General features: G+C 70.2%; 6 protein-coding genes and 1 pseudogene. 2 read left to right on the forward strand and 5 right to left on the reverse strand.

Features of this window, described 5'->3' with window-relative positions; all coding sequences use genetic code 11:
- Positions 1–103 precede the first annotated feature (103 nt).
- Complete coding sequence (locus tag FV227_RS27455; RefSeq protein ID WP_147729266.1) at positions 104–1636, reverse strand: NAD(P)/FAD-dependent oxidoreductase; 1533 nt, start codon at positions 1634–1636, stop codon at positions 104–106.
- A 213-nt stretch (positions 1637–1849) separates the two neighbouring features.
- On the opposite strand from FV227_RS27455, the gene FV227_RS27460 reads away from it, so the two are divergent.
- A complete protein-coding gene (locus FV227_RS27460; protein WP_147729267.1) occupies positions 1850–2545 on the forward strand; it encodes a TetR/AcrR family transcriptional regulator in 696 nt (231 codons plus the stop codon).
- Between the two features lie 12 nt (positions 2546–2557).
- On the opposite strand, the gene FV227_RS27465 is transcribed toward FV227_RS27460, so the two are convergent.
- The 4 genes from FV227_RS27465 to FV227_RS27480 all read right to left on the reverse strand — a co-directional run bounded on the left by FV227_RS27465 (position 2558) and on the right by FV227_RS27480 (position 5339).
- Positions 2558–3343, reverse strand: coding sequence for an SDR family oxidoreductase (locus FV227_RS27465; RefSeq protein ID WP_187274982.1), 786 nt, complete (start codon positions 3341–3343; stop codon positions 2558–2560).
- Positions 3344–3800: 457 nt separating this feature from the next.
- Positions 3801–3944: a hypothetical protein gene (locus FV227_RS29420; protein WP_187274983.1), complete on the reverse strand. Its 144-nt coding sequence runs from the start codon at positions 3942–3944 to the stop codon at positions 3801–3803.
- A gap of 3 nt (positions 3945–3947) precedes the next feature.
- Complete coding sequence (locus FV227_RS27475) at positions 3948–4334, reverse strand: hypothetical protein (protein ID WP_147729590.1); 387 nt, start codon at positions 4332–4334, stop codon at positions 3948–3950.
- Positions 4335–4739: 405 nt separating this feature from the next.
- Positions 4740–5339 carry a superoxide dismutase gene (locus FV227_RS27480; protein WP_147729591.1) on the reverse strand — a complete coding sequence of 200 codons (600 nt, stop codon included), beginning with the start codon at positions 5337–5339 and terminating at the stop codon, positions 4740–4742.
- Positions 5340–5580: 241 nt separating this feature from the next.
- On the opposite strand from FV227_RS27480, the pseudogene FV227_RS27485 reads away from it, so the two are divergent.
- Positions 5581–5872, forward strand: a pseudogene (locus FV227_RS27485) (hypothetical protein); the annotation flags it as partial.

Raw genomic sequence — 5872 nt, forward strand, 5'->3', positions numbered from 1 at the left:
AGGCCCACCCTCCCCCGCACCCAAGTCGGGCCTGCCCGACTTGGGCACACAGGGTGCGGATCTCGGGCAAGCCCGAGATCCGTCGGGGGGAGGGAAGGGAGGCTCACGCCGCGCGCTTGGCCGCCTCGCGGCGCGAGAACCGCATCGTGCCGTCGTCGAGGCGGCCGAACTTCAGGGCGGCGGTGTCGAGGATGTAGTTCTGGTGCAGCTTCCACGGCTTGGTGTCGGCCTGCTTCGGCAGCAGGTGCGCGGCGCGGGTGACGTAGCCGGAGGTCAGCGGCAGGGTCGGCTCGGTGTTGAGCCGGCCGGTATCCGCCAGGGGCTCGCAGCGCGCGAAGCCGTTGGCGTCCATGTGGTTGATGAGCCGGCAAAGGTAGCGCGCCGTCAGCTCGCTCTTCAGGGTCCACGAGGCGTTGGTGTAGCCGATCGTCACCGCGAAGTTCGGCACGCCCGACAGCATCATGCCCTTGTACAGGAACGTGTTCTCCGGCTCGACCGCGCGGCCGTCGACGGAAAGCGTCATCCCGCCGATCATCTTCATCCGGAGGCCCGTGGCGGTGACGACGATGTCGGCCGGCAGCGTCTTGCCGGAGGCGAGCCGGACGCCGTCCTCGGTGAAGCTGGCGATCGTGTCGGTCTCGACCGAGGCGGCGCCGGAGCGGATCGCCTTGAACAGGTCGCCGTCCGGCACGAGGCAGAGGCGCTGGTCCCACGGCTTGTAGCTCGGGGTGAAGTGCTTGGCGACGTCGTAGTCGGGGCCGAGCTGCGCGCGCACGCCGTCGAGGATGCGCTTGGTCATCGCCGCCGGCTTCTTGCGCGCGAACTGGTAGAAGAAGATGCCGAGCGCGACGTTCTTCGCCCGCGTCAGCCGGTGGGCGAGGCCGGCCGGCAGCTTTTCGCGCAGCCAATGCGCGATTCTGTCCCGGCTCGGCAGGGCGACGATGTAGGTCGGCGAGCGCTGCAGCATCGTGACGTGCTGCGCGGTCTTGGCCATCGCCGGCACCAGCGTCACCGCGGTGGCGCCCGAGCCGATCACCACCACGCGCTTGCCGTCCCAGGACAGGTCCTCGGGCCAGGCCTGCGGGTGCACCACCGGCCCGGCGAAGCGCTCGCGCCCGGGAAAGTCCGGGCTGTAGCCGTGGTCGTAGGCGTAGTAGCCGCTGCACACCGACAGGACCGCGCAGGTGTAGCGCACCGGCTCGGCGGCTTCGCCGACCTCGGCGTCGAGGGTCCACAGGGCGGCGGCCGAATCCCAGGCCGCCCGCACCACCCGGGTGCCGAAGCGTATCTTTTGGTCGATGCCCTCGGCCTGCGCGGTCTCGCGGACGTAGCTCAGGATCGAGGCGCCGTCGGCGATCGCCCGGTCGCTGCGCCAGGGGCGGAAGCTGAAGCCGAAGGTGTAGAGGTCGGAATCCGAGCGCAGGCCGGGATAGCGGAACAGGTCCCAGGTGCCGCCGATCGCGTCGCGGCTTTCCAGGATGGCGTAGGTCTTCCGCGGGCACTCGGTCTGCAGGTAGTGCCCCATGACGATGCCGGAGAGCCCGGCGCCGACGACCAGCACGTCGAAATGCCGGGCGGCGTCCGCGGCGGAGGCGGGCGCCCGAAGCGGACTCGTGGGGGGCGAGGCGTCGTTCATGGCGTCGGGCTCCGGCGGTTTCGCGCGTCGCCCCGATTTAAGGTGGACACCTTATAGACGTCAACGGGCTACCACCGTAAAATGCATCTGGCGCGAAACGTGATGGTGCCGGACGCGCCCCGCGCTCGGCGGATCGCAGGCCGGATCAGGGTGCGGGTGGATCGATGGGGCGGCCAAGTCGGACGGCGGGCCTGAGGCGATGAGGGCGGGGCGATGAGGACGGGCCCTGCGGCGCGCGCGAAGGATCTGCCGAAGGGCGTTGCCGGGGCCGCGGGCAGGAGCGGTGCGACGCGCGTCGCGAAGCCCGGCACGCGCGACCGCGTGCTCGCGGCCTGCCGCGACCTGTTCAACGAGCGCGGTCCGGCCGCCGTCACCACCGCCGAGATCGCCGCCGCGGTCGGCATCAACGAGGGCAATCTCTACTATCACTTCCAGCGCAAGGAGCAGATCCTGGAGGCGCTGTTCTCGGCCTTTGAGATCCGGCTCGAGGCGGTGGCGACGGCCTACGCGACGCAGGCGGGCGAGGCGCGCTACGCCCCCTACCTCGCCGGCTGGTTCACGCTGATGTGGGAGTGGCGCTTCTTCTACCGCGACGGCGGCACGATCTTCCGGCTCGCGCCGGCCCTGCGGCCGCGGCTGAAGACGGTCAGCGATTCCGGCCAGGACCACGTCCGGCAGGCGCTCGCCGGGATGAAGGCGGCGGGCCTGCTCAGGGCCGGCCCGGCGGAGACCGAGCACCTGATCGTCAACGCCTGGATCGTCTCTACCTACTGGATCGACTACCTGCGCTCGCGCCGCGGCCTCGGCGAGGTCCGGCGCGAGCACCTGGATTGGGGCGCGGCCCAGGTGGCGAGCCTGTTCCGGCCCTACCTGACCGAGGCCGGGCTCGCCGCCGCCGCGCTGGCCTGAGCCGCCGGCGGCTCAGGCCGCGCGGTAGCGCTCCGCCGCATGCGGCCGCCCGAGATTGGGCAGCATCGCCTGGCGCCCGGCCTCGTAGGCGCTCCACTGCCCGGCATCGGGCAGCGGCGGGATCGTCACGGTCTCGCGCCGGTCGAAGCCGACGAGGGCGGCGTCCACCAGCTCGCCGACCTCCATGACGTTGTCGAGGGTGTTCACGTCGGCGCCGGACCGCTCCCAGATCTCGGTGCGGGTGGCGGCCGGCAGCACCGCCTGGACGTGCACCCCCTTGGGCCCGAGCTCGAGATGCAGCCCCTGGCTGAGATAGAGCACGAAGGCCTTGGTCGCCCCGTACACCGACATGCCGAGTTCCGGGGCGAGGCCGACGACCGAGCCGATGTTGATGATCGCGCCGGTGCCGGCCCGGACGAAGCGCGGCGCCGCGGCGTTGGCGAGCCGCGTCAGCGCGGTGACGTTGAGGGTGATGAGGGCGGCGAGCGGACCGGGATTCTGGTCGACGAAGGGCCCCAGCACCGCCGCGCCGGCATTGTTGACGAGCACGCCGATGCGCGCGTCCTCACGCAGGCGCGCCTCGACGCGGGCGAGGTCGGCCTCCACGGTGAGGTCGGCCTGGACCACGTCCACGGCGATTCCGGCCTCGCGCCGCAGCCGGTCGGCGAGGGCTTCGAGGCGCTGCCCGTCGCGGGCGACCAGCACGAGGTCGTGGCCGCGCCGCGCGAAGCGGTCGGCATAGGTGGCACCGATCCCGGACGAGGCGCCGGTGACGAGAACTGCGGGCTTGGTGGACATGGCCGATCTCTCCTGCTCGAACATGATGATCATCATGTATAAGCCGACATGATGACCATCATGGTCTGCGTCAAGCGCGGTGATCGGGGCCGGTGTGAGGTGGCGCACAGGGCGCGGTTTTCGCCGGATCGGATGCGAGCCGGCGGCTCAGCAAGCCGACGTCATGCGCCGCGACCGAAGCGGAAGCGCCTCTCCCTCCCCCCCGACGGATCTCGGGCCTGCCCGAGATCCGCACCGTGTGTGCCCAAAGAGGGCGGGCCCGACTTGGGTGCGGGGGAGGGTGGCCCGCGAAGCGGGTCGGGAGAGGGGAGCGCGCTGTCCGGATATGGCGCTCCCCTCACCCGACCCTCGCTGACGCGAGGCTCACCCTTCCCCGCAGAGGGGGGAGGGAAGTTGGGGTGGATTCACCGTCGCCTGGATGGATGAAGGCTGTTGCCCGTCTGAGCCGGGGGGCGGATCAGCGATGCGCAGAGACGGGTTTGCTGGCCGAGCCCTGTTCCGCGCCGCGCGGGCGGAACGCCCGGCTGCCGAGAGCGAAGAAACCCACGGCCCCGCCGATGACGACGCCGACCAGCAGAAGGAGGAGATTCGTGTCGGGCATCGCTCAACTCTCGCTCTGGATGAACCGAATGACGAACTGCCCGGAGGCGGGCAGCGCGGCGCCGAGGAGCATCCACCAGATGGCTTCGCCCTGCGGCCAGTTGTGATCCTTGACGTAGGGTACGATGAAGGCGGCACCTACGATAGCGATCCCCAGCGTGTTCGAGAGGCTGCCATAGAGCTTGATGTGCTCATTCCAACGCTTGGCCTCGAGCTTCCTGAGATCGGGCTCGAGTTCGATCCGCCTCCGCCGATGCGAGAAGTACAGTCGCAGAGCCGCGGCCGCAAAACCGGCCAGGGCGCCGAGAAGGGGAAGGGCCAGCCTGGTTCCGGTTCGGTCGGCGATCCAGTTGGCCGAGCCGTCGAGAAGACCTGCGAGGTCGCCGGGCATCGATTTCCCCCTCGGAGACCTGCGTCGGGAAACGGGCGCTCCCGACCGGCGGGACAATGTGCGTCGTAGGCGGATGGACGCCGCCGTCGCCAAGCTTGGACGCGACCCGTTGGTCGACCTGCACCGGCCGTGCGATCGAACGCGACGAAAACGGCCGGTGCTGGACGCCTCGGGGCGGGACGACGCCTGTCAGGGGTGGCTTCCCTCCCCCCGCACCCAAGTCGGGCCTGCCCGACTTGGGCACACGGGGTTGCGGATCTCGGGCAAGCCCGAGATCCGTCGGGGGGAGGGAAGAGGCGGTGGCGTGATCGTCCAAGAGATGGGTGAAGGCCGTCGCCGATCCGGGACGTGGCGCCGCGAGGTGCGACGCCCGGCCCGCCAAGCGGCGACCTCCGCTACGCCGCCTCAGGCGGTGGCTTCGCCGTACAGCGTCTCGACGTGTTCCCAGTTCACGAGGTTCTCCAGGAACGCCTTGAGGTAGTCGGGGCGGCGGTTGCGGTAGTCGATGTAGTAGGAGTGCTCCCACACGTCGACGCCGAGGATCGGCTTGGCGCCGTGCACCAGCGGGTTCTCGCCGTTCGGGGTCTTCATGATGGCGAGCTTGCCGTCCTTGACCGCGAGCCAGGCCCAGCCCGAGCCGAACTGGCCGATGCCCGCCTGGATGAAGTCCGCCTTGAACTTCTCCGCGCCGCCGAGATCCTCGTCGATCTTCTTGGCGAGGCTGCCCGGGATCGCGCCGCCGCCGTTGGGCTTCATCCACTGCCAGAAGTGCAGGTGGTTGAAGTGCTGGCCGGCATTGTTGAACAGCGGCTGGTTGTTGCCGTAGCTCGCCGTGACGATCTCCTCGACGCTCTTGCCCTCGAGACCGGTGCCCTCGAGCAGCTTGTTGCCGGTGTCGACGTAGGCCTTGTGGTGCTTGTCGTGGTGGAACTCGAGGGTTTCCTTCGACATGTACGGGGCCAGCGCGTCGTAGGCGTAGGGCAGTTCCGGCAGGGTGAAGGTCATCAGATTCTCCGTCTTGTCGAGGTCTTCTGGACGGGCGTGCGGAATCGCGCCGCGCGCCGCGCTCGACGGGGTAACGACCGGAAGGTAAGTCGGTGCCCCCGCCGCGGCAACGCCGGAACCGGCACGAAGCCCGTGGAAACCGCCACGCCGCGGGGCCGACTCCGGGTCGCCGGCGTTTTGCAAAACGCCGGCAAGGTCTTACTACGATCCTGGCGTATCCGGCCCCGACTTCGAGAGTTCCATGATCATTGCGCTGTTCGCGCTCAGTGCCGCGATGGTGATCGGCGGCGTCGTCGCCGTGATCCAGGGGTTCCCCTTCGTCCGCCTGGAGAGCGGGCTCTCCATGGTGATCGCGGGCGCGACCGTCGCCTCGGCCGGGGCGGTGCTCTCCGGCCTCGCGGTGGTGGCGATGGGCCTGCGCCGGGTCGCTCACGCCTTCGACGCCCGCCGCATCGTCGACGCCGTCAGCACGATGCAGGACGGGGTCCGCCTGCCCCCGGCGGCCCCCGCGCCGGCGTCCCTCGCGGTCCCGG

The organism is Methylobacterium sp. WL119 (assembly GCF_008039875.1).
Classification (GTDB): Bacteria; Pseudomonadota; Alphaproteobacteria; order Rhizobiales; family Beijerinckiaceae; genus Methylobacterium.

Coding starts and splice junctions, on each gene's coding strand:
- FV227_RS27480 (WP_147729591.1), bottom strand. CDS start 5,339: ATGACCTTCACCCTGCCGGAACTGCCCTACGCCTACGACGCGCTGGCC.
- FV227_RS29420 (WP_187274983.1), bottom strand. CDS start 3,944: ATGCCCGACACGAATCTCCTCCTTCTGCTGGTCGGCGTCGTCATCGGC.
- FV227_RS27475 (WP_147729590.1), bottom strand. CDS start 4,334: ATGCCCGGCGACCTCGCAGGTCTTCTCGACGGCTCGGCCAACTGGATC.
- FV227_RS27465 (WP_187274982.1), bottom strand. CDS start 3,343: ATGTCCACCAAGCCCGCAGTTCTCGTCACCGGCGCCTCGTCCGGGATC.
- FV227_RS27455 (WP_147729266.1), bottom strand. CDS start 1,636: ATGAACGACGCCTCGCCCCCCACGAGTCCGCTTCGGGCGCCCGCCTCC.
- FV227_RS27460 (WP_147729267.1), top strand. CDS start 1,850: ATGAGGACGGGCCCTGCGGCGCGCGCGAAGGATCTGCCGAAGGGCGTT.